This window comes from Rhodoferax sp. GW822-FHT02A01, from assembly GCF_038784515.1.
Classification (GTDB): domain Bacteria; phylum Pseudomonadota; class Gammaproteobacteria; order Burkholderiales; family Burkholderiaceae_C; genus Allorhodoferax.
Genome location: NZ_CP152376.1, coordinates 771,627 through 794,865 on the forward strand (window position 1 = coordinate 771,627; position 23,239 = coordinate 794,865).

Annotated in this window: 31 protein-coding genes; 18 read left to right on the forward strand and 13 right to left on the reverse strand. The window is 61.6% G+C overall.

The features are described 5' to 3' along the window. Nucleotides 1–4: 4 nt before the first annotated feature. The 8 genes from AAGF34_RS03680 to nifB are packed head-to-tail and all read right to left on the reverse strand — an operon-like array spanning nucleotide 5 to nucleotide 4,644. Nucleotides 5–355 (reverse strand): hypothetical protein, encoded by a 351-nt coding sequence (locus AAGF34_RS03680; protein WP_342619280.1) that lies wholly within the window; start codon nucleotides 353–355, stop codon nucleotides 5–7. Then, entirely contained in the window at nucleotides 352–639 is a 288-nt protein-coding gene (locus AAGF34_RS03685) for a nitrogen fixation protein NifZ (protein ID WP_342619281.1), read from the reverse strand. Before AAGF34_RS03685 ends, AAGF34_RS03680 begins: the two co-directional genes overlap by 4 nt. Continuing rightward, entirely contained in the window at nucleotides 639–998 is a 360-nt protein-coding gene (locus AAGF34_RS03690; RefSeq protein WP_342619282.1) for a nitrogen fixation protein NifZ, read from the reverse strand. Before AAGF34_RS03690 ends, AAGF34_RS03685 begins: the two co-directional genes overlap by 1 nt. Next, the gene (locus AAGF34_RS03695; protein WP_342619283.1) at nucleotides 991–1,830 is read right to left on the reverse strand and encodes a 4Fe4S-binding leucine-rich repeat protein; all 840 of its coding nucleotides are present in this window, start codon (nucleotides 1,828–1,830) and stop codon (nucleotides 991–993) included. Before AAGF34_RS03695 ends, AAGF34_RS03690 begins: the two co-directional genes overlap by 8 nt. Continuing rightward, on the reverse strand, nucleotides 1,827–2,390 hold the full coding sequence (locus AAGF34_RS03700; protein WP_342619284.1) for a hypothetical protein: 564 nt from the start codon (nucleotides 2,388–2,390) through the stop codon (nucleotides 1,827–1,829). The genes AAGF34_RS03695 and AAGF34_RS03700 overlap by 4 nt, the downstream gene beginning before the upstream one ends. Nucleotides 2,391–2,402: 12 nt before the next feature. Further along, nucleotides 2,403–2,807 (reverse strand): iron-sulfur cluster assembly accessory protein, encoded by a 405-nt coding sequence (locus tag AAGF34_RS03705; RefSeq protein WP_342619285.1) that lies wholly within the window; start codon nucleotides 2,805–2,807, stop codon nucleotides 2,403–2,405. A gap of 28 nt (nucleotides 2,808–2,835) precedes the next feature. Beyond that, the gene (locus tag AAGF34_RS03710) at nucleotides 2,836–3,030 is read right to left on the reverse strand and encodes a 4Fe-4S binding protein (protein WP_342619286.1); all 195 of its coding nucleotides are present in this window, start codon (nucleotides 3,028–3,030) and stop codon (nucleotides 2,836–2,838) included. A gap of 33 nt (nucleotides 3,031–3,063) precedes the next feature. Next, on the reverse strand, nucleotides 3,064–4,644 hold the full coding sequence (nifB, locus tag AAGF34_RS03715) for a nitrogenase cofactor biosynthesis protein NifB (protein ID WP_342619287.1): 1,581 nt from the start codon (nucleotides 4,642–4,644) through the stop codon (nucleotides 3,064–3,066). A gap of 343 nt (nucleotides 4,645–4,987) precedes the next feature. Here nifB and AAGF34_RS03720 point away from each other — a divergent pair, with 343 nt between their 5' ends. From AAGF34_RS03720 to AAGF34_RS03730, 3 genes are all read left to right on the forward strand, one after another. Next, complete coding sequence (locus tag AAGF34_RS03720) at nucleotides 4,988–5,272, forward strand: type II toxin-antitoxin system Phd/YefM family antitoxin (protein WP_342619288.1); 285 nt, start codon at nucleotides 4,988–4,990, stop codon at nucleotides 5,270–5,272. Beyond that, complete coding sequence (locus AAGF34_RS03725; protein ID WP_342619289.1) at nucleotides 5,269–5,691, forward strand: PIN domain-containing protein; 423 nt, start codon at nucleotides 5,269–5,271, stop codon at nucleotides 5,689–5,691. Before AAGF34_RS03720 ends, AAGF34_RS03725 begins: the two co-directional genes overlap by 4 nt. A 413-nt stretch (nucleotides 5,692–6,104) precedes the next feature. Further along, entirely contained in the window at nucleotides 6,105–6,809 is a 705-nt protein-coding gene (locus tag AAGF34_RS03730; RefSeq protein WP_342619290.1) for a DNA helicase, read from the forward strand. 87 nt (nucleotides 6,810–6,896) lie between these two features. Here the strand turns inward: AAGF34_RS03730 and AAGF34_RS03735 are convergent, their stop codons facing one another. From AAGF34_RS03735 to AAGF34_RS03745, 3 genes are all read right to left on the reverse strand, one after another. Next, a complete protein-coding gene (locus AAGF34_RS03735) occupies nucleotides 6,897–7,787 on the reverse strand; it encodes a hypothetical protein (RefSeq protein WP_342619291.1) in 891 nt (296 codons plus the stop codon). Nucleotides 7,788–7,818: 31 nt separating this feature from the next. Continuing rightward, entirely contained in the window at nucleotides 7,819–8,205 is a 387-nt protein-coding gene (locus tag AAGF34_RS03740; RefSeq protein WP_342619292.1) for a hypothetical protein, read from the reverse strand. Nucleotides 8,206–8,424: 219 nt separating this feature from the next. Then, the gene (locus AAGF34_RS03745) at nucleotides 8,425–8,592 is read right to left on the reverse strand and encodes a hypothetical protein (RefSeq protein WP_342619293.1); all 168 of its coding nucleotides are present in this window, start codon (nucleotides 8,590–8,592) and stop codon (nucleotides 8,425–8,427) included. A gap of 15 nt (nucleotides 8,593–8,607) precedes the next feature. Here AAGF34_RS03745 and AAGF34_RS03750 point away from each other — a divergent pair, with 15 nt between their 5' ends. Beyond that, nucleotides 8,608–8,859 (forward strand): type II toxin-antitoxin system prevent-host-death family antitoxin, encoded by a 252-nt coding sequence (locus tag AAGF34_RS03750; protein WP_342619294.1) that lies wholly within the window; start codon nucleotides 8,608–8,610, stop codon nucleotides 8,857–8,859. Next, nucleotides 8,856–9,110, forward strand: a complete 255-nt coding sequence (locus AAGF34_RS03755; protein ID WP_342619295.1) for a Txe/YoeB family addiction module toxin — start codon at nucleotides 8,856–8,858, stop codon at nucleotides 9,108–9,110. The genes AAGF34_RS03750 and AAGF34_RS03755 overlap by 4 nt, the downstream gene beginning before the upstream one ends. A gap of 114 nt (nucleotides 9,111–9,224) precedes the next feature. Here AAGF34_RS03755 and AAGF34_RS03760 read toward each other — a convergent pair whose 3' ends face one another. Together AAGF34_RS03760 and nifA are read right to left on the reverse strand one after the other, a co-directional pair. Further along, a complete protein-coding gene (locus AAGF34_RS03760; RefSeq protein ID WP_342619296.1) occupies nucleotides 9,225–9,815 on the reverse strand; it encodes a hypothetical protein in 591 nt (196 codons plus the stop codon). Nucleotides 9,816–10,161: 346 nt separating this feature from the next. After that, nucleotides 10,162–11,853: a nif-specific transcriptional activator NifA gene (nifA, locus tag AAGF34_RS03765; protein ID WP_342619297.1), complete on the reverse strand. Its 1,692-nt coding sequence runs from the start codon at nucleotides 11,851–11,853 to the stop codon at nucleotides 10,162–10,164. A gap of 291 nt (nucleotides 11,854–12,144) precedes the next feature. Between nifA and AAGF34_RS03770 the strand changes: the two genes are divergently transcribed. The 13 genes from AAGF34_RS03770 (at nucleotide 12,145) to AAGF34_RS03830 (ending at nucleotide 23,225) form a co-directional block, all read left to right on the forward strand. Continuing rightward, nucleotides 12,145–13,359, forward strand: a complete 1,215-nt coding sequence (locus AAGF34_RS03770; RefSeq protein ID WP_342621028.1) for an IscS subfamily cysteine desulfurase — start codon at nucleotides 12,145–12,147, stop codon at nucleotides 13,357–13,359. Between the two features lie 57 nt (nucleotides 13,360–13,416). Continuing rightward, the gene (gene iscU / locus AAGF34_RS03775; RefSeq protein ID WP_342619298.1) at nucleotides 13,417–13,854 is read left to right on the forward strand and encodes a Fe-S cluster assembly scaffold IscU; all 438 of its coding nucleotides are present in this window, start codon (nucleotides 13,417–13,419) and stop codon (nucleotides 13,852–13,854) included. A 38-nt stretch (nucleotides 13,855–13,892) separates the two neighbouring features. Beyond that, nucleotides 13,893–14,270, forward strand: coding sequence for an iron-sulfur cluster insertion protein ErpA (gene erpA / locus AAGF34_RS03780; protein WP_342619299.1), 378 nt, complete (start codon nucleotides 13,893–13,895; stop codon nucleotides 14,268–14,270). 12 nt (nucleotides 14,271–14,282) lie between these two features. After that, on the forward strand, nucleotides 14,283–14,606 hold the full coding sequence (gene iscA, locus AAGF34_RS03785) for an iron-sulfur cluster assembly protein IscA (protein WP_342619300.1): 324 nt from the start codon (nucleotides 14,283–14,285) through the stop codon (nucleotides 14,604–14,606). A gap of 140 nt (nucleotides 14,607–14,746) precedes the next feature. Beyond that, complete coding sequence (hscA, locus tag AAGF34_RS03790) at nucleotides 14,747–16,624, forward strand: Fe-S protein assembly chaperone HscA (protein ID WP_342619301.1); 1,878 nt, start codon at nucleotides 14,747–14,749, stop codon at nucleotides 16,622–16,624. Nucleotides 16,625–16,630: 6 nt separating this feature from the next. Continuing rightward, the gene (gene fdx / locus AAGF34_RS03795; protein WP_342619302.1) at nucleotides 16,631–16,966 is read left to right on the forward strand and encodes an ISC system 2Fe-2S type ferredoxin; all 336 of its coding nucleotides are present in this window, start codon (nucleotides 16,631–16,633) and stop codon (nucleotides 16,964–16,966) included. A 436-nt stretch (nucleotides 16,967–17,402) separates the two neighbouring features. Beyond that, nucleotides 17,403–18,560 (forward strand): homocitrate synthase, encoded by a 1,158-nt coding sequence (gene nifV / locus AAGF34_RS03800; RefSeq protein WP_342619303.1) that lies wholly within the window; start codon nucleotides 17,403–17,405, stop codon nucleotides 18,558–18,560. Then, the gene (gene cysE, locus AAGF34_RS03805) at nucleotides 18,557–19,294 is read left to right on the forward strand and encodes a serine O-acetyltransferase (RefSeq protein WP_342619304.1); all 738 of its coding nucleotides are present in this window, start codon (nucleotides 18,557–18,559) and stop codon (nucleotides 19,292–19,294) included. The genes nifV and cysE overlap by 4 nt, the downstream gene beginning before the upstream one ends. 6 nt (nucleotides 19,295–19,300) lie before the next feature. Then, nucleotides 19,301–19,639 carry a nitrogenase stabilizing/protective protein NifW gene (nifW, locus tag AAGF34_RS03810; protein ID WP_342619305.1) on the forward strand — a complete coding sequence of 113 codons (339 nt, stop codon included), beginning with the start codon at nucleotides 19,301–19,303 and terminating at the stop codon, nucleotides 19,637–19,639. A gap of 13 nt (nucleotides 19,640–19,652) precedes the next feature. After that, entirely contained in the window at nucleotides 19,653–20,501 is an 849-nt protein-coding gene (locus AAGF34_RS03815; RefSeq protein WP_342619306.1) for an electron transfer flavoprotein subunit beta/FixA family protein, read from the forward strand. Next, complete coding sequence (locus AAGF34_RS03820) at nucleotides 20,498–21,607, forward strand: electron transfer flavoprotein subunit alpha/FixB family protein (RefSeq protein WP_342619307.1); 1,110 nt, start codon at nucleotides 20,498–20,500, stop codon at nucleotides 21,605–21,607. Before AAGF34_RS03815 ends, AAGF34_RS03820 begins: the two co-directional genes overlap by 4 nt. Before the next feature lie 11 nt (nucleotides 21,608–21,618). Beyond that, the gene (locus AAGF34_RS03825; protein ID WP_342619308.1) at nucleotides 21,619–22,929 is read left to right on the forward strand and encodes an FAD-dependent monooxygenase; all 1,311 of its coding nucleotides are present in this window, start codon (nucleotides 21,619–21,621) and stop codon (nucleotides 22,927–22,929) included. Then, entirely contained in the window at nucleotides 22,926–23,225 is a 300-nt protein-coding gene (locus AAGF34_RS03830) for a 4Fe-4S dicluster domain-containing protein (protein ID WP_342619309.1), read from the forward strand. Before AAGF34_RS03825 ends, AAGF34_RS03830 begins: the two co-directional genes overlap by 4 nt. Nucleotides 23,226–23,239 lie beyond the last annotated feature (14 nt).

Below are 23,239 nucleotides of genomic sequence, written 5' to 3' on the forward strand. Positions count from 1 at the left end.
CGGCTTACGGCCAGAACTGGCGATCAGGGTCCACACACAGCAGGTCCAGCGCGGCGTCCAGCTCTGCGTTCTGCAACTGGGGTTCCCAGCTGGCGTTGGCGTGGTCGCGCGAGCACAGGCACCAGCGGTTGGCCTCGTGCGGCACCAGCAGGGCGATGTCGATCAGTCCGCCGCTGGGGTCTATCTTGCGCGAGCAGTTGGGGCTCTGGATGCGAAAGGCATCACCCTCCTGCAGCACCTGCGGGCGCACATAGCGGTAGCGCACCCGCTCGCGCAGAGCGCGCTCCAGGCGGTGCAGCGTCAGGTTCATGACGACGGCACCGCTGGCAGCGGCATGCGCGTTGACCGCAGTCACAGCGGCTCCTCCGTCTCGGGCAGCAACCCGGCAGGCGCCGGCACCAGTTCGATCTCCAGGCAGCCGACCACACAGTCGGCAAACTGCACCAGGTACACCGGCTCGTTGATTTCTTCGGCGTGGCCGATGTTGACGATTTCACCCACCGAGCCGCGCGCTGCCAGCAAGGCGTCTTCGGCGCGCTCGGGGTGGCTGCCGTCGTTGATCAGGTCGTCCAGCGCAATCACGCGCTGGCCCCAGGCGTAGGCCGGTTCGCGGATATCCATTCCGGGCATGGTGCTCATCACGACTCCTTGGTGGTTTGGGCGGAGCCCAGGGTTTGCAATGCAGTGGCTTTTTCGCCGAGCTGCGCCAGCACTTCTTCGGGCAGGTTGTCCAGCGTGCACAACTCCTTGGCGCGCATGCCCACGCGGTGGCCAGACTCCACAAAGTCCACCGCATAGATGTAGAACTGCTGCAGAAAGGTGTTGATGTTGATGACGTAGCCGATCTCGCCCTTGTTCACCAGCACCTCGCCAATGTCGCGGCCGTTGTAGGTGCCGTCGTTGCGCACCACGGAGCGCGCAATCACCCGCTCGCCATACGAAAAGCGTGGTGGCGAGGCCAGTTCGATTTCATCGCTGTCGCGGTTGATGTCAGCCATGGGGCACTCCTTGCGGGCCGCAGGGCAGTGCCAGGCGCTCCTGCACCATGCGGCGGACTTCGGTATCGGCGTCTTCCTGCATGCCGCGCAGCGTGGCGATATCGGCACGCTCGGCCACTTCAAAGCGCACACGCCAGTCGGCATCATTTGCCAGGCGCGACAGCAGGGCCGCAGGCAGGCGCGCGGCGACGATGCAACGCACCTCGGCCTCGCTGTCATCGGCCATGCGCAGCAGCGCGGGCATTTCCAGGCGGCGGGCCACACGCATGCGCACGGCGCGGTCGGCATCGGTGGCCATGGTGGGCAGCAGTGCCAGCGGCAGGCGCAGCGCCACCAGCTCACGCACGCCGTAGTCGGGGTCGTTGCGCAAGGCGGCCAGGTCATGCGGCGCCAGGCGCTGGGCCACGCGGATACGCACCTCACGGTGCGGGTCGTTCACCATGCGCAGCAACTGGGTCATGGGCAGACGCAATGCAACTTGCAGACGCACGGTTTCATCCGGGTCGTCCATCAGGGCAGTGAGGCGGAACACACTGGCAAAACGCGCGGCAATGGCGCGCACTTCGAAATAGGGATGGGCCAACTGTTCGTCGCAAAGATTCGGGTGCCAGCGAAAGAAGCGGTCTATGCGGCGGGCGTACACGTCCTGCATGCAGGCGTAGCCGGGCTCGCAACCATTGCGGCCTTCCAGCTCGCGCAGGTGCGCATAGGTGCAGCTGCCGCAGTGCACCGGGCCGCCCTGCCAGTGCTGGGCCGGGATATCGTCCTGCGGTGCGCGTACGGAGGGCTTGCGGGCACCCAGCACTACGGGCATGTCGCCGGTGGCGTTCATGGTGTGGTTGCGCCCCAGCCGCGTGCCGGGTATTCCGGTGAGGTGTCGGTGGGCCCACCGGCTTCATGGCGCGCCAGCACATGGGCCAGCAGTCCGCCGCCCACATGGTCCTTGGGGTCCAGGCGGCGCAGGCCAGCGAGCATGAGGCGCGCTTCGTCCATGTCACCCAGACGCATGTTGAGATAGGCCAGGCCCTTGAGCGCAAACAGATAGAAGCGCACGGCAGCGTCGTGCCGGGTGGCATCGTCGCTGGGCGGCTCGTCGCCAAAGTCGGGGCCCAGCGCGGTGCGCGCAATGGCCAGTGCGTCTTCACCCACGGCCCTGGCCTTGTCCAGCTGGTGGCCGTAGAAGAAGAAACGGTACAGCGCAATCAGCGGCGCCGGGTGGCTGGGCGCGGCGGCGCGCGCCTGCTCCAGCAGTGCCAGTGCCTGCTCGGGTGACTCGTACAACTTGGCAGCCTGCTCAATCAGGCCGCGCACCTGCGGACTCAGGCCTGAGCCGATGACGCTGTCAGCAAATGCCGCCAGGTCGTCACCGAAGCGCAGGCTGTCCGCAGTCATGGCAGCGTGCGATCAGGAGGCGACTACAGGGGCCGGACGGCCCCGGCCAATCGACCCGATGTCGATCTTGGTCACGCCGACCTGGGGCGCGCTCTCGGCGCTGCTGCAGGCGCAGGCGGCCTTGTTGGGGTCAATGAACGACAGGCCGGACTGGGTGGCGGTTTCCACAAAGTCGATGGTGATGCCGTTGAGCATCAGGCGGCTCTCGGCCCCCAGAAACAGACGCACGCCACCGGTTTCCAGCAGTTGCTCGCCACCTTGCGGTGCGGCCTCGGCGCTGAACTCGGAGGAGTAACCGGAGCAGCCGCCCGGCGTCACCGACAGGCGCAGGCCCGCGCCTGCAGGCAGGCCGGAGAAGCGCACGATGCGGTTGATGAATTTCGCCGCAGCGGGGGTGATGGTGACAGTGGGCAGCATGATGGTGAAGTCTCCGTAGGAATAAGAATCAGGCCTTGACGATGCAGCCATCGACCGGGCACACCGCCACGCACTGGGCGGTGTCGAAGTGGCCGACGCAGTCGGTGCACTTCTTGGGGTCGATCACATAGGTGCCATTCTTTTCACGAATAGCAACGTTGGGGCACTCGGGTTCGCAGGCGGAACAGGCGGTGCAGGTGGAGGCAATGATTTTGTGAGCCATGGTCGGTCTCCAGTGGGTTGAAAAAACGGGTACTCAAGCTGCCAGTGCAGCGCTGTTGCCAAGGTTGGTGTAGGCACCCTGGCGGATCTGCGCGTCGCCACGGGCCTGGTGCACCACGGCGCCGCTGGCAATGCGGGCGCGGTAATCGTTGAACCAGTCGAGCGCGGCTTTTTCAATGAACTCACCCACGTACTGGTCTACCGGCTCCACACCGGCCTGCAGCAATTCGTCCTTGGGGCAGGCGCCGATCTTGGCCACCAGCACCGCATGGCAATCGTTGATGGCGCGCACCACCGATGGCAGTTGCTCGTCATCACCCGCGCCGCCCTGGCAGTACTGGTCGACCCGGCGATGGCCTACAAACAGGGCCTGCGCTGCGGACACTTCAAACACCTGGAATTCGGTGACGTGGCCAAAGTGTTCGTTGACGCGGCCACCGCCCTTGGTGGCCACGGCCACCATGACCTTGAGGTCATCGCCAACGGTGATGGCACTGGCTTCGGCCAAAGCCTGCTGCTTGGCAGCGTGCTGTGCCTGGCGCTCGACTTCCACCTGTTCCTGATAGGACTTGCGTTTGTCCAGGTCGTAGACCACGTCCATCTGCTCCAGCTTGTCCAGGGTGAACTCTTCGCTGCGGTCTTCACCGAGCAGGCCCACCGCATCGGCACGGCACTGGCGGCAGTGGCGCATCAGGTTGGCGCCGCCCATGCAGGCGTCCTGCACGGCCTTGAGTTCAGAAGCGGTCGGGCCGCGCTGGCCGGTGAGGCCAAACACCGTGCCGTGTTCGGCTTCGGAGATCAGCGGCATGATGTTGTGCAGGAAGGCGCCGCGCTTCTTCACTTCGCGGTTCACTTCAATCAGATGCTCGTCGTTGATGCCGGGGATCAGCACCGAATTGATCTTGGTCAGCACGCCACGGGCGGTGAGCATCTCCAGGCCCAGCATCTGGCGTTCATGCAATATCTTGGCGGCTTCATAACCAGTGACGCGGCGGTGTTCCCAGAAGATCCAGGGGTAGATTTTTTCGCCCACGGCCGGGTCCACCATATTGATGGTGATGGTGACGTGGTCCACGTTGTACTTGCAGATTTCGTCCACATGGTCGGGCAAGGCCAGGCCGTTGGTGGAGATGCAGAGCTTGAGGTCCGGCGCCTGCTCCTGCAGCATGCGGAAGGTCTGGAAGGTCTTGGCCGGGTTGGCCAGCGCATCACCCGGGCCGGCAATGCCCAGCACCGTCATCTGCGGAATCTCGCTGGCCACGGCCACCACTTTTTTCACGGCCTGCTCGGGCGTGAGCTTTTGCGAGACCACGCCGGGGCGCGATTCGTTGGAGCAGTCGTACTTGCGGTTGCAGTAGTTGCACTGGATGTTGCAGGCAGGCGCCACGGCCACGTGCATGCGGGCAAAGTGGTGGTGGGCTTCTTCGGAATAGCAGGGGTGGTTCTTGACCTTGTCCCAGATGGCCTGAGGCATGTCATCGGGTCCGTCGGACGAGCCGCAACTGGCCTTGCCTTCACCACCGTGGGTGTCGCAGCCGCCACCGCTGGCGGGCATTTCAAACTTGGCACCCAGGGTTTTAATCTGGCCGATGCTTACATAAGATGTCGCTTGCATGGAGACCCTTCTCGCAGCCAACGCTGGCCGCACAGGGGGTTAATAGCTAAATCCATGCCATACAAAAACGACCTTTTTTGCCGGAAGTTTGTAGGAAGTGGCACACGGGACGGGTTCTTGGGCGCCGGGTTTGCAGGGGTTGCTGTCAGTGATGCGACAAAGGTGACACAGGCAAATTGTTTGGGTTTGGGCGGGTTGTGCGCCAACGTGTGGGCGGGCTGGCAGACCGGGTGGGGTGGTTGAGGAAGTTAAGTTCACTTGCCAGCCACAGATATCAACGTCATTTTTCGTGATTTGTGTACACTATGATTCACAAATGACCTTTGAAGCGAAGGGAAAAATGATGGAAGCCACCAAAGTGGGCATTCGAGAATTTCGCGCCGGAATGGCCGAGTTCATTACGTCCAACACGCCGGTAGCGGTGACGCGCCATGGACAAACTATTGGCTACTTCATCCCGACCCATGGCCAGGCGGAGGCAGACGTTGCTTCGCTCAAAAAGGCGAGCAAGACGCTGGATCGGCTGCTTGCAGCCAAGGGCGTTGATGTGGAGGGGGTTGTTGCTGAGTTCAAAGCCGCTCGCAAGCGTTCGGGAGCCTCCAAGAAACCCGCGCCATCGGCGGCATGAGCAACAAGGCAATCGTTCTTGATGCCAACATCCTGATTCGAGCGGTGTTGGGCAAGCGGGTGCGGGAACTCATTGTCGACAATGCGGAATCCGTCCAGTTCTTTGCCCCCGATGTGGCATATGCAGACGCCAGGAAATATCTTCCAGCACTGCTAGAAAAAAGAGGTGTGACCAGTGGTCCGGCCATGGCGGTGTTGGATGCGCTGGAATCCATCGTCCGGCCCTTGGAACTTGGCGTGTATGCAGGACTGCAAGCCCAGGCACTCCAACGAATTGCCATGCGTGACGCCGATGATTGGCCTGTTTTGGCATGCGCAATGGCAATTGGTTGCCCGGTGTGGACAGAGGACGTCGATTTCTTTGGCACCGGAATTGCGACCTGGACTTCGGACCGAGTCGAACTGTATTTGCTAGCTTGAGGAAAGCAAATGAACATGAAAAAAACGCATCGCCCCGCTCCTTGAAGTCTGACCTCGCACGTGTAGATGCCCACGTTGTAGGAAAGGGCGAATATAGGGAGTTGCCTGAACTGACAGATGACATGCTTGCGCGTGCTACGGTCAACAAAGGCAGCCGACCAGTCTCCGAGAATCCAAGAAACTGCTTTCGATCCGGTTGCCTGCAGACGTGATTGAGCGATGAAATTCAATATGGATTGAATTCATTAAGACGCAGCAGCATCCATAATGTGGCCCTGGCTTTCGTCCAAGCCTCCCCCCTCCAACGGGAAAGCACGCAACATGCAGGGCACTCACCACATCCGCAAACCACATGTTCGGGCCAGACGCATAAGGAGGGATTGCGACACAGGTTCGCAACACGAGGTTTGACCATGAAACTTTCCGCTCCCGTTTACCGCCTGAAGAGGCTGGCAAAAGAACTTTCCAAAGAGAAGAACATTCCTCTGCATGCGGCATTGGACCGCGTCGCGCAGGAGGAAGGCTTTGCCAGCTGGAGCCTGCTGGCAGCGCAACTGGCCACAGAGCGCCCTACCGACAAACTGCTCTCCCGCCTGGAACCCGGCGACCTGGTATTGCTTGGCGCCCGCCCCGGCCAAGGCAAGACCCTGCTGGGCCTGGACCTCGCCATAGCCGCCGCGAAGTCTGGGCGCAGCGGCTGGTTCTTTACACTGGAATGGACCGCCGCGGACCTGTTGGGCGGCATGCAGACGCTGGGCGAAGCGCCCACCGCCATCCCCGAACGCTTCCGCTTTGACAACGCCGACGCGATATGCGCCAGCTACATCATGGAACAGCTCTCCAGCGCCGAAAGCGGAACTGTGGCTGTCATCGACTACCTCCAGATACTGGACCAACGGCGCGAGAATCCGCCGCTGGCCGAGCAAGTCCAGGCGCTCAAGGAATTTGCGCGGGAGCGTGGAATGGTAATGGTCTTTCTCTCGCAGATTGACCGGTCATTTGACGGTGCCAAACAAACTGTTCCGAGCCTTGCGGATGTGCGGTTGCCCAATCCGTTGGAACTGGGGTTGTTTGATAAGACGTGCTTCTTGCACAAAGGGGCGGTGCACGTTGGGTAAACGCGCGCTACGCGATGAAGTACATATGCGGCTGCGGGCATCCGCAGCCGCCCCGCACTCTGGCTCGAATAATGATTCGGCGGTACTTCAGCAGATCGTCCGGACACCTCTTTGGAGCCTTGCATTCATTTCCGTGAGTCTGGGCTCGTCAAGAAATGGAATCCAACCGAGCCACTTCAACGTATTCAGGCTCCCAGTACTCTCGAAGGTCGTGAGGAGGCGATAGTGCAAAATAATTCCAACGACTCCAGGCTTGACCCTCTTGACAACCATTGGTAACAGCCGATCCATCTGAAGTTTGTCTTCCGCGTACATCAATTCGTAAAGATGATCTTCATCACGTACAAGCATGACGCGATTCTCAGGATTAATCACCTTGGAGAGATCCAGTGCGACTATGCCCGCGCGGTCGGGTTCTTCGTGCTTGCAAAGTCGATCAGTCAACTGACCAATTGCAATTCGCAGCGAAGTCTCTACGGACGTTCCGGACGTTGGGCGCTTCGCCTCAACAAAAATGCGGAGTTCGTCAACAAGGAAAGATAGGTCAGCCTTGGTGCTGTATTCAGGATGAAGATCTGCATGCGCAAACAAGGCATTTAAGTAAAGCTCAAAGCCAAAGTTCCGCGCTTTGTTCGAGGCTGTGGCGGCTTGCTCTTGAGTCGGTAGCACAGGCCCCTTGATGTAGTGCTGCAAATTCTCTATAGCGGCCGATTCAGTTGAGGTAGAAAGCCCTCGATAGATTGAAACGAGCTCTCGGCTTTCAAGCAGAGCAGTGCACACGCGATCCCGGTAGCTGTCGTCTGAAATGTTTCCCCAACCATTGTCTGTGAACTGGTCGAGTAGCGTTTTGATGGTTCTTCGGTACTCTGCGTGGCGGCCTCGATCAACAGGAAATCCGTTAGCCGCCACCCAAGCCAGGGCTGCTTCGTAGTGCTCGGCGATCTCAGCGAGTGTGTGGGGAGTGACTTCAACGCGCATGGTGCAGTGGGTGCGTGTGCCGCCCGCCAAACTATGGCCAGATGTAATCCCGACCCTCAATCATGCCGTGCGGCGACAGCGTGATGCTGAGCCGCTTGAACAAGCCAAAGAATTCCACCAACGGCATTTGCACATCGACGCGTCGAACCGGTATAGGGCCTGGCGTTGTGTCGAGCATGGACTTCACGCTGTCGTGGGCGCGCGGCTTGACCAGTAAGAATTGGACGTTGACGGGGTCTTTATGAACCCCGTGACTCTCGCCTGAAAACAGCTTAATGCCAAGCAGGAATTCGTCGTCCGTCTTTAGTCCTTTACTTGTTAGCCAATCGTCTGCATCGGCCTTGTCAGCGCGATCTGCGGCGGAGCTTCCTTTGAAATCACCGTATTGGACTGATGCGCGGAACGTGTCTTGTGGCACTCGAGTCTCCCAGGTTGAATGATGAGGCAGTGGTCAGGAATAACTGCGGGTCGTTCTGTGCGGCCTAACGAGGTTGTAAAAAAATGCGATTCTCGCGCGCCACGTGGCTGCGTTGCATCCTGCGTAAATCGCGCATCTGGAATTTGGCTTTCATGCTCTCAGTGTGCCGCAACTTCGCCCTTTCAGTCCATATGGGCGATCAAGGTCCTCGCCTCCTGTCTATTGGATATCTCGCCCCAGCGTGGTCTTGGATAACCTCTCGATGTTGTACACCATGCAGTAAAGATTCCACTGCACGTTTTCCTTGGCGCAGCCCCGGTAGTTCAGTCGGGTCAGGCGATCAGCATTGGACAAATGGTCGGCAATGATGTACAGTAACACGTACATATAAGGAGCCCCGATATGGATGCGATTACCTACACGACGGTTCGAGCGAATTTGGCGAGTGCGATGGACCGCGTTTGCGAGGACCACGAAGCTTTGATCATCACGCGCAACGGAGAGCAGTCGGTTGTGATGCTCTCGCTCGAAGACTACAAGGCGCTGGAAGAAACTGCGTACCTTCTGCGCACCCCCGCGAACGCAAAGCGCCTTCTTGCGGCAGCGGCGCAGCTGAACGCCGGGAAGGGTGTTGAGCGGAAGTTGGCCAAGTGAAGCTTGTCTTCGCTGACGAGGCATGGGAAGACTACCTGTATTGGCAAAAGCAGGATAGGAAGATGGTCGAGCGGATCAACAAACTGATTCGCGAGACCCAGCGAGAACCGTTCGGCGGCATCGGCAAACCCGAACCACTGAAACATGCCCTCTCAGGATTTTGGTCACGCCGGATCACGGACGAGCACCGTATGGTGTATCGGCTTGAAGACGACCAACTTCAAATAGCCCAATTGCGTTTCCATTACTGAGACGCCCAACGCCCAAGGTAAGCGGCGCCGGAGCCCGGCAGGGCGGAGGGCACCAACACAGGCCATGAGAATGCCGAAGGCATGGTCTGTGTTGGCGTCCGCTTGACCGATCAGCTAGGCGCGCCGCTCGACCACGCTGCCGAAGTGATTTTTGTAGAGGCATAGGAAGCTCTCCACTTCGTGCGCTTTAAGCAGCAGAAGTGCTTCGGGCAGTTCTGTCATTGGAACGTAGTCGCGATTCGTGGGAATACCCAGTCGCTTCGCTCCTACTCTTGTACCTGCATGCAAGTAGACATGCTTTGGTTCGTGCCCCGTCTTGGCGGAAATTCGCAGAGCAGTATCGTAGGCGTAGAGCTCACCAAGACCATGGACTTTGGACGTGACGCCTCTAACGATCTGAAGTACTTCTTCGAAGGAATTGGCCTTTTGAAATGCTCCGAGCATGCTCATGATGGCTTGCTTGCCTTGCTGTAGGCTCTCACGAGTAAGTCTGCGCTGGTGCGAGAAGCGATTTCCTCGAGAGTCTTTCGCCAACGCTGCAAATTCAAGCGCTTTTTCTTGCGAGATCTCTTTGAAGAACGCAAGTTCATCCCGCTCACCATGCCTATACGTGTCGATGAACTCCCTCACCATTGCCTCTAAGGTGATGAGGCGACGCGTTGGAGATGAACATGTTTTCTTTGGCTTTTTTCGGCAACTAGACATAGTGCTCCGCGTAGTCGTCTCGCCACTTCAGTCTACACAGATCTAAGGTCAAGAGTTCGAAGTCTTGCCAGTAGCTCGGCGGAGGAATTTCCGCAAAGATGTTGCCCATAGTCGCCTTTGAAATCTAACGCAATGTACAGAGCATACCTTGCTCCATAAATCGGACACTGCTCGATAAACAGGACATTCAATGCACCCGAAAGTGGCTTACAGCGTTGCGACACAGCCAAAATGGTTTAGTTACAAACAGATATAAAAATCTGTGAAACACCGCAAACTGGTTCCACCCATTCTGCCCCTCTATCCACGGCCTAGCCATCCCCCATTCGGGTGAGTCAAAGCAACGTCAAAACTTCCTCACCTCAATCCCATTCTTCTGCAACGCATAGCCCATCTGGCGTGGCGATATCTTGAGCAGGCGGGCGGCCTTGGCTTGGACCCAGCCGCAGCGCTCCATGGCCCAGATCAGGCGTTCGCGCTCGCCTTCGGGTTTGCCATCGCTGTCGGATGCGGCGCTCTCTGCCACCGCCACGTCATCTCCGTCCGCAGGTGCAGCCTCCGAGCGCGCTGGCATGGGCGGTGCCGAAGCGGCGGCGGGCGCACCGGTGGGTATCTCCACCACGGGGATGTCGGCCAGCCGTGTGCTGACGACCGCGTCTTCGCGTTCGATGTGGTGCAGCACCTGGGTCAGGCAGCGGTTTTCCTTGCAGGGGAAGGCCAGGTCGGTGATGAGGTCGCCCTGCGCCATGGTGGCGGTGCGCTCCACGCAGTTCTCCAGCTCGCGCACATTGCCGGGCCAGTAGCAGTTGCTCAGTACGCGAATGGCGGTAGGGCTGAACTGGGCGGTGCGCTCGTTCTCGCGGTTGAAGCGCTCCAGAAAATGCTGGGCCATGGCCGGAATGTCTTCGCGGCGTTCGCGTAGCGGTGGCAGCTGGATGCTGACCACGTTGATGCGGTAGTACAGGTCGGCGCGGAACTCGCCGGCCTTGACCATGCGCTCCAGGTTGCGGTTGGTCGCCAGGATGAGGCGCACGTCTACCTTGACCGGCGTGGAGCCGCCCACGCGCTCGAACTCGCGCTCCTGCAGCACGCGCAGCAGCTTGGCCTGGAAGGCCATGGAGATTTCACCGATCTCGTCCAGAAACAGGGTGCCGCCGTGGGACAGCTCGAAGCGCCCTTTGCGCGTGGCCTGGGCTCCGGTGAAGGCGCCCTTCTCGTGGCCAAACAGCTCGCTCTCCAGCAGCGACTCGGACAGTGCCGCGCAGTTGACGCTGACGAACACCTCGTTTTTGCGATTGGAGAGGTTGTGCAGGGCGCGTGCGATCACCTCCTTGCCGGTGCCGCTCTCGCCGCGCAGCAGCACGGTGGTGCGCGTGCCGGCCACTTTGTGAACTTGTGCAAAGACTTCCTGCATGGGGGTGGAGTTGCCCACCACATGGGGAATCTGTTTGCCGGGCTTGAGGACCTTGTGCATGCGCCGCACCTCGTCCTGCAGGTTGTCGTGCGCGACGCTCACGTTGCGGTGTAGCAGCAGCGCCTGGCCCATCAGCGTGGCAACCATCTTGAGTAACTGCAAATCGTTTGCAAAGGCGCGCTTCTCGCCCGGGTTGAGGCAATCCACCGCCAACACGCCAATGGTCTGGCGGTCTGCGCGAATGGGAGTGACCAACATGGCCACCGCCACGCCGGGGCTCTGGTCGGCACCGCCGGTGCGGTTGAGGAACAGTGGCTCGGCGCGCACGTCGGGCACCAGCACCTGGTGGCCGTTGGCAAAGACGCGGCCGACAATGCCTTCGTTGGATTGGAACTGCAGGCGCTGCTGCTCATCGCGTGTGAGGCCGACAGCGCACAGGCCGTTCAGCTTGCCGTCAGACTCACCCAGCACCACGAATGCACGGCGCCAATCAAAAGCATGCAGCAGATAGTTCAGCGCTTCACGAAACGTCTTGGCCACGTCCAGTGACGTTGCCAGCGTCTTGCTGACTTCATAGATTGCGTTGAGCTCGCGGCGTGATTCGATTGACTGTGTATTCACCATGCTGAACTCCGGTTGACGTGATCTGGGGCATTGCACATCTGAGGTTTTGTGCGATGCAAGAAACGCGCCCGCGGGTGTTTCAAAAATGGTCCCGCCGTTGTCAACTGCCGCTTCGTGACAAACATGACAACAATTCCCACACATGTGAGGACGCGGCAAACAAAAACAACAAATTTGCGGCTCAAAAGGCCCAATTCTGCGTTCCAGCGCATGGCACCGAAATTGCGAAAAGAGAGCGTCCAACTTTTTCAGGAACGCCCCATGACGGATTCCAGCAACCACAAGGCCTCCATGCGCAGTGCACCGCCCGTGTATTTGGACTACGCCGCAACCACCCCGGTGGACCGGCGTGTGGCTGCCAAGATGATTCCCTACCTGACGGACTTGTATGGCAACCCGGCCAGCCGCTCGCACGCCTTTGGCTGGGCCGCAGACGAGGCGGTGGAGCTGGCGCGCGAACAGGTCTGCGCACTGATTGGCGCCGACCCGCGTGAGCTGGTCTGGACGTCGGGCGCCACCGAATCCAACAACCTGGCCATCAAGGGCGCTGCGCACTTCTACAAGGGCAAAGGCAAACACCTGATTACCGTGGCCACTGAACACAAGGCGGTGCTTGACAGCATGCGCGAGCTGGAGCGCGAGGGCTTTGAGGTCACGGTGCTGCCGGTGCTGCCCAGTGGCTTGCTGGACCTGGCGGTGTTCGAAGCCGCCCTGCGCCCAGACACGGTGCTGGCCTCGGTCATGTTTGTCAACAACGAAACCGGCGTCATCCAGGATGTGGCCGCAATCGGTGCACTGTGCCGCGCCAAAGGGGTGCTGTTCCATGTGGACGCAGCGCAGGCTGCCGGCAAGGTGGAAATTGACCTGGAGCAGTTGCCCATCGACATGATGTCCCTGTCGGCCCACAAGATATATGGCCCCAAAGGGGTTGGTGCGCTGTACGTGCGGCGCAAACCCCGCGTGCGCATCGAGGCGCAGATGCACGGCGGCGGCCACGAGCGCGGCATGCGCTCGGGCACGCTGCCCACGCACCAGATCGTGGGCATGGGCGAGGCCTTCTGGCTGGCGCACAAAAATATGGCGGCCGACAACCAGCGCATACGCGCGCTGCGTGAGCGGCTCTGGGCGGGTCTATCCAAGATGGACGAAGTCGTGCTCAACGGCGACGAGGAGCACCGCGCCGCGCAGTACCTCAACGCCAGCTTCAATTATGTGGAAGGCGAGTCCCTGCTGATGGGTATCAAGGGTGTGGCGGTGTCGTCCGGCTCGGCCTGCACCTCGGCCAGCCTGGAGCCCAGCTATGTGCTGCGCGCCATGGGCCGCAGCGACGAGCTGGCCCACAGCTCGGTGCGCTTTTCCATCGGCCGCTTCACCACCGAGGAAGAGATCGACTTCACCATCGCCCAAGTCACCCAGGTGGTGACACGCCTGCGCGCCATGAGCCCGCTGTGGGACATGGTGCAGGCCGGTGTGGACCTGTCCACTATCAAGTGGGCTGAACACTAACCCGGCCCCATTGAGTAGCCCGCCCTCTTTATTTGATTTGTAACCAGGAGAACTTCCATGGCCTATAGCGACAAAGTGGTTGACCACTACGAGAACCCCCGCAACGTCGGAGCCCTGGATGCGTCGGACGACAACGTCGGCACCGGCATGGTGGGCGCGCCCGCCTGCGGTGACGTGATGCGCCTGCAGATCCGCGTCAACGCCGAGGGCGTGATTGAAGATGCCAAGTTCAAGACCTATGGCTGCGGCTCGGCGATTGCGTCTAGCTCGCTGGTGACCGAATGGGTGCGTGGCCGCACGCTGGACGAAGCCCTGGCCATCAAGAACGCCGACATCGCCGAAGAGCTGGCGCTGCCCCCCGTCAAGATCCATTGCTCCATCCTCGCCGAGGACGCCATCAAGGCGGCCGTGGCCGATTTCCGTTCACGCCATCCTGCACCCGGCGGCGGCACCCTGGTGTCCGAGCAGATGGCTTGCGCATCTACCACCCGCTAAGCCCGGCTTGGCACCACCCCCACCCACAAGGAACCATCATGGAAGCAGCACTGAGCGTTAGCACTACCAGCCAGCCAGCCGGCATGCCCAGCCAACTGGAATTCACACCCGCCGCCGCCGCCAAGGTTGCGGAGCTGATCATCGAAGAAGGCAACCCCGGCCTGAAGCTGCGCCTGTATGTCACCGGTGGCGGCTGCTCCGGCTTCTCCTACGGCTTTGCCTTTGACGACGCCGTGGCTGAGGACGACACGCTGATCGTGACCGAAGGCGTGGCCCTGGTGGTGGACGTGATGAGCCTGCAATATGTGGTGGGCGCCCGCGTGGACTTTGAAGACGGGCTGGAAGGCTCACGCTTTGTCATCCACAACCCCAACGCCCAGACCACCTGCGGCTGCGGCAGTTCGTTCTCCGTGTAAAGAGGTTTCACCATGTCTGTCTCCCTGACACCCGCCGCGGTGCGCCACGTGAAGAAGTCCCTGGCCAAGCGCGGCAGCGGCATCGGCCTGCGCCTGGCGGTCAAGACCAGCGGCTGCAACGGCTTTGCCTATGCGCTGGAATTTGTCGATGCGGCCAATGAAGAAGACCTGTGCTTCGACAGCCTGGGCGTGAAGGTCATCGTGGACCCGCGCAGCTTTGGCATGCTAGATGGCACCGAGCTGGACTTTGTGCGCGAAGGCCTGAACGAAGGTTTCAAGTTCACCAACCCGAATGCCAAGGCCAATTGCGGTTGCGGTGAGAGCTTCGCGGTATGAAACAGCTCCCCCCCGTTGCTTGCTCGCTGCGCGTAGCCGCATACCCCCTCAGGGGGCAACACCAGCGGCCCGGCGGAGCCGGTTCCGCGGTGTTCCTGGGTTAGGCATTTCGCGCCGGACGCATTTGAGGTAATTTTTTTATGGCTCTTCTTCAGATTTCGGAACCGGGCCAAAGCGCGGCGCCGCATCAGCACAGTCTGGCAGCCGGCATTGACCTGGGCACCACCAACTCGCTGATTGCCACGGTGCAAAGCGCGGTGGCGCGGGCCTTGCCGGACGAAGACGGCGCGCTGCTGCTGCCGTCGGTGGTGCGCTATCTGGCGGGCAACGGAATTGTGGTGGGGCACGAAGCCCAGCAAAGCCAGGCGGACGATCCGCAGAACACCATTGTGTCGGTCAAGCGCTTCATGGGGCGCACCCTGGCCGACCTGAAAGAAGCCACCGGCCTGCCCTACCAGTTCACCGACGGTGCGGGCATGGTGGGCATACGCACGGTGGCCGGAGAGCGTTCACCGGTGCAGGTGTCCGCCGAGATACTGACGGCCCTGCGCGAACGCGCCGAGGTGACACTGGGCGGGCCTTTGAGCGGCGTGGTGATTACCGTGCCCGCCTACTTTGATGACGCGCAGCGCCAGGCCACCAAGGACGCCGCACGGCTGGCGGGCCTCTCGGTACTGCGCCTGCTCAACGAGCCCACCGCCGCTGCCATCGCCTACGGGCTGGACAAGGCCGCCGAAGGCACGTTTGCCATCTACGACCTGGGCGGCGGCACCTTTGATATTTCCATCTTGCGGCTGACCAAGGGCGTGTTTGAAGTGCTGTCCACCGGCGGTGACTCGGCCCTGGGCGGTGACGATTTCGACCACGCCATTGCCGAGTGGTTCTGCACCCAGCATGGCATTGCAGGCCTCTCGGCCCTGCCACCCGGTGCACAACGCAGCCTGCTGGCCGCATCGCGTGCGGCCAAGGAGGCACTGTCGGCCCACGACACGGCTGCCGTCACGCTCACCAACGCCGACGGCCAGACCCAGCAAGCCATTCTGTCGCGCGTGCAGTTCACCGAGCTGGGCGCGCCGCTGATCGCCCGCACCATGGCAGCGACCAAGCGTGCCCTGCGCGATGCGCAGCTCAGCATCGACGACATCACCGGCGTGGTGCTGGTGGGCGGCTCCACGCGCATGCCGATTGCACGCGATGCCGTGCGCGACTTCTTTGACCGCGATCCCCTGGTGGACATAGACCCGGACCAGGTAGTGGCCATAGGCGCGGCCCTGCAAGCCAATGTGCTGGCGGGCAATGGCGGCGTGGATGACGACTGGCTGCTGCTGGACGTGTGCCCGCTCTCGCTGGGCATAGAGACCATGGGCGGCCTGGTGGAAAAAATCATTCCGCGCAACTCCACACTGCCAGTGGCACGCGCGCAGGAGTTCACCACCTTCAAGGACGGGCAGACGGCCATGTCGCTGCACGTGGTGCAGGGCGAACGCGAGTCGGTGGCGCATTGCCGCTCGCTGGCGCGCTTTGAGCTGCGCGGCATTCCGCCGGCGGTGGCGGGTTCGGTACACATCCGTGTGAGTTTCCAGATCGATGCCGACGGGTTGCTGTCGGTCACGGCGCGCGAACAGGCCAGTGGCATCGAGGCACACATCGAAGTCAAACCCACCTACGGCCTGGCCGACACCCAGATTGCCGCCATGCTGCAGGACGCCATTGGCTCCTCCAAGGAAGACATGGCCTTGCGCTCGCTGCGCGAGGCTCAGGTGGATGCACGCCGCATGCTGGACGCCACGCAGACCGCGCTGAATGCCGATGCCGAGTTGCTCACCGCTACCGAACTGCAAACCATACGCCAAGCCATGTACGCACTCGGCGACATGCTGGAAACCGAAGCGCCGCTGGATGCCGTGCGCAAGGCAACCGCAGCCCTGGGTGCAGCCACCGACGGCTTTGCCGCCAAGCGCATGAATGCCTCCATCAGCAAAGCGCTCTCGGGCAAGTCCATGGACAGCCTGGCCTGAAGCCCCATGCCCATCGTCCACCTGCTCCCCCACCCTGACCTGTGCCCGGACGGCCGCGACCTGGAAGTCAAGCGCGGTGCTTCGCTGTGCGAGAGTCTGCTCAAGGGCGGCGTGGCAATTGAGCACGCCTGCGAGATGGTGGCGGCGTGCTCCACCTGCCATGTGTATGTGCGCGAAGGTGGCGCGTCGTTGGCCGAGCCGGATGATGAAGAGAACGACCAGCTGGACCACGCCTGGGGTTTGCAGCCGCAGTCGCGACTGGCTTGCTGTGTGCGGTTGAAGGATATGGACATCACGGTGGAGTTTCCTCGCCACACGCGCAACCATGCGCGGGAGCATTGAGTCTCTCGTTCACCTCTTGCCTACTTTGTTGGGGGACCCAGGACGGCGTGGCACTCTGCGCCGTCCGTGTCCCCCGCCCACTGCGTGGGCTCCTCCTTTACCTACCGGCGCAGAGCGCCACGCCATCCTGAGTCTGCAAACGTCGTTGGTGTGCGAAGGTCTTTTGGCCTTTAGTCACTGCATGCCATCGGTGCGGGTTGCCGATGGCGCTGGGGTGGATGCTGCAGCGACATAAAGGAGGAGGCCGCAGGCCGGGGGACAGTCGCGGAAGCATCTACCCCAGTGACATCGGCGCACAAAAGCAGCAAAACAAAAGTACTGTCTGAAACAAAACATTCCCGACACAGCACCCCACAGCAAGCGCCCAAAGCGTCGTGTTTGCAGGCAAAAACGGGTGGCACACACCTTGCAATGAGCTAGTCAAACACTGCTCACCATGACGCCCAATCTCATCATCAACGACACCACGCTACGCGATGGCGAACAGACGGCCGGAGTGGCCTTCACTGTTGCGGAGAAGTGCGATATCGCCACAGCCCTGGCCAACGCCGGCGTGCCGGAGATGGAAATCGGCATACCGGCCATGGGTGAGCAGGAGATTGACTGCATCAACAGCATTGCCGCCCTGCACTTGCCCGCAGCGCTGATGGTGTGGGGGCGCCTGACCGACGCGGACCTGCAAAGCGCTTTGCGTTGCGAGGCCGACATCATCCACCTGTCGATCCCTGTGTCGGACATCCACCTCACCTACAAGCTGCGCCAGTCGCGCGAATGGGTGCTGCAGCAGGTCACGCGCGTGATCACCCAGGCCGTGCGCAGTGGCCGCAAGGTATCTCTGGGCGCTGAAGACGCGTCGCGTGCCGAAGCGGGTTTTCTGGCGCAGGTGGCGCAGCGCGCCGAAGACTGTGGCGCCAGCCGCATCCGCTTTGCCGACACGCTGGGGGTGATGGACCCGTTCACCACCTTCGAGGCCATTGCGCGCCTGCGCGATGCGGTGGACCTGGAGATTGAAATCCATACCCACAACGACATGGGTCTGGCCACAGCCAACACGCTGGCTGCATTCCGTGCCGGTGCCACCCACGCCAACACCACAGTCAACGGCCTGGGCGAGCGTGCTGGCAATGCGGCACTGGAAGAGGTGGTGATGGCAGTGCGCCATCTGCACCACGCAGAGACGGGCGTAGACACCCAGGCCCTGGTGCCGATTTCGCATCTGGTGGCCAAGGCCTCGGGGCGCGCGGTGGCGTTCAACAAAAGCATTGTGGGCTCCGCCGTGTTCACCCACGAGTCGGGCATCCATATCGATGGCCTGATGAAGAACGCATCCACTTACGAGAGCTTCGACCCCAGCGAACTGGGCCGCACGCGCAGCACGGTGCTGGGCAAGCACTCCGGCTCGCAAGCCGTACGCCAGGCCTATGCCATGCTGGGCGTGGTGCTGGACGACGACGCCCTGGTGAGCCGCCTGCTGACCCGCATCCGCGAACACGCCATGCGCGCCAAGCAGGAACCCACGCCAGACCAGTTGCGCGACTTCCTGTTTGCGTCGCTGGACAACCCCGCATGCCACGGCAGTGGCCTGGTTGTATGAGCCAAGCCCGCGCCTCCTGGTGGTCGCTGCTGGTCGGTGACGTGCACTGTGTGCTGGACCGTGACCCGGCCGCACGCAACCGGTTGGAAGCCTGGACCATCTACCCCGGCGTGCATGCGATTGCCCACCACCGCATCGCCCACGCACTGTGGATGCGCGGCTGGCGCTACCTGCCGCGCTGGATTTCGTTTGTGTCGCGCTGCCTGACGCAGATCGACATCCATCCCGGTGCGCGCATCGGTGAGCGCTTCTTCATCGACCACGGCAACGGCGTCGTCATTGGCGAGACCGCCGAGATTGGCAACGATGTCACGCTCTACCACGGCGTCACTTTGGGTGGCACCGCTTGGCATGCCGGCAAACGTCACCCCACGGTGGGCAACAACGTGGTGGTCGGCGCGGGCGCCAAGATCCTGGGCCCCATACGCATTGGCGACCGCGCCCGCATTGCCGCCAATTCGGTGGTGATAGAGGCCGTGCCTGCCGGTGCCACGGTGGTTGGCATCCCAGGGCGTGTGGTGGCGCCACAGCGCAGCACCACGCACGGCTTCGACCTGGACCACCACCTGATCCCTGACCCGGTGGGCAAGGCCATCGCCTGCCTGCTGGACCGCGTGGCCCTGCTGGAGCGCACCCAGCTGGCCGCCGCCGACACGAGTTGCGCCACCTGCGATGACAGCTGTGTGGAGCCCGTCTTCAACCGTCCCGTTCTTCAACCCGCCAACCTGGAGTAAACCACCATGGAAACCTTCCTTTTGAAACTCAAGGAGCTGTCCTCCGCGGAGGATTTTCTGCAGTACTTTGGCGTGCCGTTTGAGCAGAGCGTGGTGAACGTGAGCCGCCTGCACATCCTCAAGCGCTTCTTCCAGTACATCCGCCAGGAGAACCTGCTGGCCCAGAGCGACGAGCTGGAGCTCTACACCGCCTACCGCACCCAGCTGATGAAGGCCTATGCCGACTTCGTCAAATCCACACCGGCGCAGGAGAAGGTCTTCAAGGTGTTCCAGGACACCAATGGCCGCCAGCACGTGTCGCTGGACAACCTGCGTGCCTCGCTGCCCCAGCGCATGGCCGCTTGAAAGGAGCAACTCCATGCACATCGTCGTCTGCATCAAGCAGGTACCGGACTCGGCGCAGATCCGCGTCCACCCGGTCACCAACACCATCATGCGCCAGGGCGTGCCGGCCATCGTCAACCCGTATGACCTGTTCTCGCTGGAAGAGGCGCTGCGGCTGAAGGACAAGTTCGGCGGCAGGGTCACGGTGCTGTGCATGGGCCCACCGCAAGCCGAGGAAGCGCTACGCAAGTGCATCAGCTTCGGCGCCGACGATGCCGTGCTGGTGACCGACCGCGCCTTTGCCGGCGCCGACACGCTAGCCACCTCCTATGCACTGGCTGCCGGTGTGCGCCAGATTGCATCCGAACAAGCGGTGGACATTGTGTTCACCGGCAAGCAGACGATTGATGGCGACACCGCCCAGGTGGGCCCCGGCATTGCCAAGCGCATGGGCCTGCAGCTGCTGACCTATGTGTCGCGCATCATCGAGACCGACCTGGAGAACCGCACCATCACCGTGGAGCGACGCGCCGAGGGCGGCGTGCAGGTGCTCAAGACCGCGCTGCCCTGCCTGATCACCATGCTGGAGAACACCAACGAGATGCGCTTTGCCGCCCTGCCCGCCATGATCCACGCCGCCGCCTACCCGGTGCGCAAATGGAACAAGGAGCAGGCTGGCATTGAAGACTTCGGCAAGATCGGCCTCAAGGGCTCGCCCACGGTGGTGAGCAAGGTCTTCGGCCCGACACCGCGCACCGAGAAGGTCGAGATGCTGGAGCTGGAAACCTCCACGCTGCGCGACGTCTCGCTCAACCTGATCCAGAAGATTTTCACCCGCCACCCGACGCTCGAAGCCGACCTGCTGACGAAGGAAATGACATGAGCCAAGCACCTGCAGCCGCCCCCACCGCACGGCCCACCGCCGGACGCGGACGCAATCTGGAACTGTCGGAAGAACTCAAGGCCTACAAGGGCGTGTGGGTCTTCATCGAGCATGACCGCGGCCATGTGCACAGCGTGTCGTGGGAGCTGGTGGGCGAGGCGCGCAAGCTGGCCGACCAGCTGGGTTGCCCGGTCAGCGCCATTTTGCTGGGCGGGGAAGATGAAGGGTTGGAAAAGTTTGCTGCGGAAGCGTTCACCTTCGGCGCCGACAAGGCCTATCTAATGAAGGACCCAGTGCTCAAGGGCTACCGCAACGAACCGTTCACCAAAGGCATGACCGATCTGGTCAACAAGTACAAGCCCGAGATCCTGCTGCTGGGCGCCACTTCACAAGGTCGTGACCTGGCGGGCTCGGTGGCGACCACGCTGCTCACCGGCCTGACCGCCGACTGCACCGAGCTGCGCATTGACCCGGTCAGCAAGGCGCTGGCGGCCACGCGCCCCACTTTTGGTGGATCGCTGTACTGCACCATCATGACCCTGGCCTACCGCCCGCAGATGGCGACCGTGCGCCCGCGCGTGATGGAAATGCCGCGCGCCGATGCCAGCCGGACCGGCGAGATCACCTACGACGCACTGGGCATGGTGGAAACACAGATCGTGACCAAGCTGCTGGACTTCATAGCGGACGCCAACAGCAACAAGATCAACCTGCCCTATGCCGACATCATCGTCAGCGGCGGCAAGGGCCTGAAGACGCCGGAGAACTTCAAGCTGGTGTTCGAGCTGGCGCGCGTGCTGGGTGCCGAAGTGGGAGCCACCCGCCCCTGCGTGCAGGCCGGTTGGGTGGAAGCAGACCGTCAGGTCGGCCAGACCGGCAAGACGGTACGGCCCAAGCTCTACATTGCCGCGGGCATCTCCGGCGCGGTGCAGCACCGTGTGGGTTGCGAAGCGTCTGACGTGATCGTGGCCATCAACACCGACATCAACGCGCCAATCTTCGAATTCGCGCACTACGGCATCGTGGGCAACGCCATGCAGGTGCTGCCCGCGCTGACACAGGGGTTTGCCGCGCACTTGGCGCTGCGTACCCGCCAGGCCGCCTAAAGGAGAACACGATGAAGAAGCCTTCCCAATTTGATGCCATCGTGGTCGGTGCCGGCCCTTCGGGCAACGCCTGCGCCTACACCATGGCCAAGGCCGGCCTCAAGGTGCTGCAAATCGAGCGCGGCGAATACCCGGGCAGCAAGAATGTGCAAGGCGCCATCCTGTATGCCAAGGCGCTGGAGGAGATCATTCCCGACTTCCGCGAGGACGCGCCGCTGGAGCGCCACATCATCGAACAGCGCATGTGGATGCTGGATGAAAGCTCGTTTGTGGGCACGCATATCCGCAGCGAGGAATACAACAAACCGCCCTACAACCGCTACACCATTCTGCGTGCGCAGTTTGACAAGTGGTTCAGCTCCAAGGTGCGTGAGGCTGGCGCGCTGCTGATCTGCGAAACCACGGTGGACCACCTCATCATGGACGGTGAGCAAGTGGTAGGCGTGCAATGCGACCGCCTGAATGGCGATGTCTATGCGGATATGGTGATCCTGGCCGATGGTGTGAATTCCACCCTGGCACGCAAGGCGGGTTTCCATGGCGAGATAGAGGCCGGCAACGTGGCGCTGGCGGTGAAAGAGATTTTGTTCATGCCCGAAGACGTGATACGCCAGCGCTTCAACATTGGCGAAGAGTCGGGTGTGGTGATCGAGATGGTGGGGCGCATCACCGACGGCATGATGGGCACCGGCTTTCTGTACACCAACAAGGAGTCCATCACCATTGGCGTGGGCTGCATGCTGGCTGACTTCAAGGCCAACCCCAACAAGACCACGCCCTATGGCCTGCTGGAACAGATGAAGCGCCACCCCTCGATTGCACCGCTGATTGAAGGCGGCGAGATGAAGGAATACTGCGCCCACCTGATTCCCGAAGGTGGCTTCCATGCCATCCCGCAGATCTATGGCAATGGCTGGATGATCGTGGGTGACTCGGGCGGCTTTGTGAACGCCGTGCACCGCGAAGGCTCCAACCTGGCCATGACCACCGGTCGCCTGGCCGCCGAGACGGCGATTGCCGCCAAGGCTGCCGGCAAAGGCTTCAAGGCCGCGGCACTGAGTGACTACAAGAAAAAGCTGGACGCCAGCTTTGTGATGAAGGACTTGTACAAATACCGCGACATGCCAGCGGTGCTGCACAAGAACCCGCAGTTCTTCACCAGCTACCCCGACATGGTGGCGCAAGCCGCACGCACCATGATCACGGTGGACGGTGTGGACAAGAAGACGAAAGAGCGCGCGATCTTTGCCAACTTCCGTCAGACCCGCAAACTCACCGGACTGATGGGTGATGCATACAAACTCTGGAAGGCCATACGATGAACGCCATAGCCGTCAATGTGGAAGACAAGCTCTTCCAGAACCGCTACCGGGTGGATGCCGGGCGGCCCCATATCAAGATCAAGAGCGCCGACGTCTGCACCAACATCTGCGTGAGCAAGAGCTGCACCTACGTCTGCCCTGCATCCTGCTACAAGACTGAAGGCAATGGCAGCGTGACGTTGATTACCGACGGCTGCCTGGAGTGCGGCAGCTGCCGCATCATCTGCAGCGACCACGCCAATGTGGACTGGGAGTATCCGCGCGGCGGGCACGGGATTCTGTTCAAGTTCGGCTAGGCGTTGGCGCAGGG

Bases quoted from the DNA above. Each gene is read 5' to 3' on its own strand.
- AAGF34_RS03685 (WP_342619281.1), bottom strand. From the start codon at position 639: ATGAGCACCATGCCCGGAATGGATATCCGCGAACCGGCCTACGCCTGG.
- AAGF34_RS03690 (WP_342619282.1), bottom strand. From the start codon at position 998: ATGGCTGACATCAACCGCGACAGCGATGAAATCGAACTGGCCTCGCCA.
- AAGF34_RS03695 (WP_342619283.1), bottom strand. From the start codon at position 1,830: ATGAACGCCACCGGCGACATGCCCGTAGTGCTGGGTGCCCGCAAGCCC.
- AAGF34_RS03700 (WP_342619284.1), bottom strand. From the start codon at position 2,390: ATGACTGCGGACAGCCTGCGCTTCGGTGACGACCTGGCGGCATTTGCT.
- AAGF34_RS03705 (WP_342619285.1), bottom strand. From the start codon at position 2,807: ATGCTGCCCACTGTCACCATCACCCCCGCTGCGGCGAAATTCATCAAC.
- AAGF34_RS03710 (WP_342619286.1), bottom strand. From the start codon at position 3,030: ATGGCTCACAAAATCATTGCCTCCACCTGCACCGCCTGTTCCGCCTGC.
- nifB (WP_342619287.1), bottom strand. From the start codon at position 4,644: ATGCAAGCGACATCTTATGTAAGCATCGGCCAGATTAAAACCCTGGGT.
- AAGF34_RS03720 (WP_342619288.1), top strand. From the start codon at position 4,988: ATGGAAGCCACCAAAGTGGGCATTCGAGAATTTCGCGCCGGAATGGCC.
- AAGF34_RS03725 (WP_342619289.1), top strand. From the start codon at position 5,269: ATGAGCAACAAGGCAATCGTTCTTGATGCCAACATCCTGATTCGAGCG.
- AAGF34_RS03730 (WP_342619290.1), top strand. From the start codon at position 6,105: ATGAAACTTTCCGCTCCCGTTTACCGCCTGAAGAGGCTGGCAAAAGAA.
- AAGF34_RS03735 (WP_342619291.1), bottom strand. From the start codon at position 7,787: ATGCGCGTTGAAGTCACTCCCCACACACTCGCTGAGATCGCCGAGCAC.
- AAGF34_RS03745 (WP_342619293.1), bottom strand. From the start codon at position 8,592: ATGTACGTGTTACTGTACATCATTGCCGACCATTTGTCCAATGCTGAT.
- AAGF34_RS03750 (WP_342619294.1), top strand. From the start codon at position 8,608: ATGGATGCGATTACCTACACGACGGTTCGAGCGAATTTGGCGAGTGCG.
- AAGF34_RS03760 (WP_342619296.1), bottom strand. From the start codon at position 9,815: ATGTCTAGTTGCCGAAAAAAGCCAAAGAAAACATGTTCATCTCCAACG.
- nifA (WP_342619297.1), bottom strand. From the start codon at position 11,853: ATGGTGAATACACAGTCAATCGAATCACGCCGCGAGCTCAACGCAATC.
- AAGF34_RS03770 (WP_342621028.1), top strand. From the start codon at position 12,145: ATGCGCAGTGCACCGCCCGTGTATTTGGACTACGCCGCAACCACCCCG.
- iscU (WP_342619298.1), top strand. From the start codon at position 13,417: ATGGCCTATAGCGACAAAGTGGTTGACCACTACGAGAACCCCCGCAAC.
- erpA (WP_342619299.1), top strand. From the start codon at position 13,893: ATGGAAGCAGCACTGAGCGTTAGCACTACCAGCCAGCCAGCCGGCATG.
- iscA (WP_342619300.1), top strand. From the start codon at position 14,283: ATGTCTGTCTCCCTGACACCCGCCGCGGTGCGCCACGTGAAGAAGTCC.
- hscA (WP_342619301.1), top strand. From the start codon at position 14,747: ATGGCTCTTCTTCAGATTTCGGAACCGGGCCAAAGCGCGGCGCCGCAT.
- fdx (WP_342619302.1), top strand. From the start codon at position 16,631: ATGCCCATCGTCCACCTGCTCCCCCACCCTGACCTGTGCCCGGACGGC.
- nifV (WP_342619303.1), top strand. From the start codon at position 17,403: ATGACGCCCAATCTCATCATCAACGACACCACGCTACGCGATGGCGAA.
- cysE (WP_342619304.1), top strand. From the start codon at position 18,557: ATGAGCCAAGCCCGCGCCTCCTGGTGGTCGCTGCTGGTCGGTGACGTG.
- nifW (WP_342619305.1), top strand. From the start codon at position 19,301: ATGGAAACCTTCCTTTTGAAACTCAAGGAGCTGTCCTCCGCGGAGGAT.
- AAGF34_RS03815 (WP_342619306.1), top strand. From the start codon at position 19,653: ATGCACATCGTCGTCTGCATCAAGCAGGTACCGGACTCGGCGCAGATC.
- AAGF34_RS03820 (WP_342619307.1), top strand. From the start codon at position 20,498: ATGAGCCAAGCACCTGCAGCCGCCCCCACCGCACGGCCCACCGCCGGA.
- AAGF34_RS03825 (WP_342619308.1), top strand. From the start codon at position 21,619: ATGAAGAAGCCTTCCCAATTTGATGCCATCGTGGTCGGTGCCGGCCCT.
- AAGF34_RS03830 (WP_342619309.1), top strand. From the start codon at position 22,926: ATGAACGCCATAGCCGTCAATGTGGAAGACAAGCTCTTCCAGAACCGC.